This is a genomic window from Nonomuraea rhizosphaerae (assembly GCF_019396405.1).
Lineage (GTDB): Bacteria > Actinomycetota > Actinomycetes > Streptosporangiales > Streptosporangiaceae > Nonomuraea > Nonomuraea rhizosphaerae.
On sequence record NZ_JAHKRL010000386.1, the window covers coordinates 1 to 1,407 of the forward strand.

1 protein-coding gene is annotated in these 1,407 nt (G+C 70.9%); it reads right to left on the reverse strand.

Going from position 1 to position 1,407, the window contains the following annotated elements; translation table 11 throughout:
• Positions 1-1,319 (reverse strand): cellulase family glycosylhydrolase (locus KME77_RS19805; protein WP_219469889.1); only part of this gene is annotated, 1,319 nt, incomplete at its 3' end.
• Positions 1,320-1,407: the final 88 nt, after the last annotated feature.

Consider the following 1,407-nt stretch of genomic DNA (forward strand, 5'->3'; position numbering starts at 1 on the left):
CTGCCCCACTGCGACTGCACGGTGGCGGCGGCGGTGCAGCCGCCGCCGGTGCCGCCGGGCAGCGTGGTGAAGGTGACCCGGCCGGACTCGCCGGAGACGTTGCCGGCCGCGTCCCGCGCCTTGACGAAGACCGTGTACGCGGTGGCGGGCGTCAGCCCGGTGAGGGTGATCGAGTTCGTCGCCGACTGCCCGAGCGACGTGCTCGGCGCCTGGTACACGTCGTACCCGGTCACCCGTACGTTGTCGGTCGAGGCGGTCCAGGTCAGCGTGGCCCCGGAGGAGGTGATCGCGCCGGCGGCGGGGGTGCCGGGCGTGCTGGGCGGGGTCGGGTCGGTGGTGGTGCCGCCGTAGATCGTCGCCTCGCGCGCGGTGGCGGCGATCCCGTTGGCGCCGTTGAACAGCCGCTGGCCCCAGGAGGTGAGCTGGGTGACGTCGAAGTTCGTGACCTGGTCCAGGTACTCGACGCCGCCGCCGTTCCCGCTCCACGACCAGCCCAGGTAGCCGAGCCCGCGGGAGACGGCCTGGGCCATGATCGTGTCCTCGTCCGGGTTACCGTCGGAGTGGTTGAACCCGAACTCGCCGACCACCAGCGGCAGCCCGGCGGTCCGGAACGCGTCCATGTACGAGGTGATCTCGGCCGCCGTGTCGTACACGCCGTACATGTGCACCGAGAAGATCGTGTTCTTGGCGGGGTCGGCGTTGAAGACGGTGGCGGCGTTGGACCGCATGGTGTTCTGCCAGTCCTGGCCCCAGTTGGGGGCGTCGACCATGAGCGCGTGCTCGAAGCCGTTGGCGCGCAGCTTCTTGATCGCGTTGGCGGTGGCGGTGGCCCAGTCGGGGGTGACGGCGTTGTTGCCGACGGGCTCGTTGCCGATGTTGACGATGACGTGGTTCTCCTGGCCCGTCAGGGCGCTCTTGACGCTGATCCAGTAGTCGGCGGCCTGGTCCAGCGTGTACGCGCCGCTCTGCTCGCCGTACCCGGTGGTGTCGTGGTTCTCCAGCACGCAGATCAGCCGGTTGGTCCTGCAGAGGGAGACGACGTTGGCGACGTCGGAGGCGGGGTTGGGGGCCCAGCGCCCGCCGCTGAGCACGACGCGCACGGTGTTGGCGCCCAGCGACTTGATGTCGGCGAACGCCTTGGTCTGGCCGGTGTACCAGGTGTGCGCGTGGCTGGTCCCGCGCATGACGAACTCCTGGCCGTTGGCCTCCAGGATCCTCGCGCCGCTGACGCGGATGCCGGTGGCGGCGTGCGCGGGGGGTGGCAGGAGGAACAGGGGAAGCAGGAGTAACGCGGCGAGCGCCGCGAGTCGGGTCCTCATGGGCGGCGGCCCTTCTGTGGGGAGACCCGCCCCGCCGGCGTGGCAGGACGCGGCGAGGCGGGTGGCTTTGTTACTTGGCGGTCTGCCG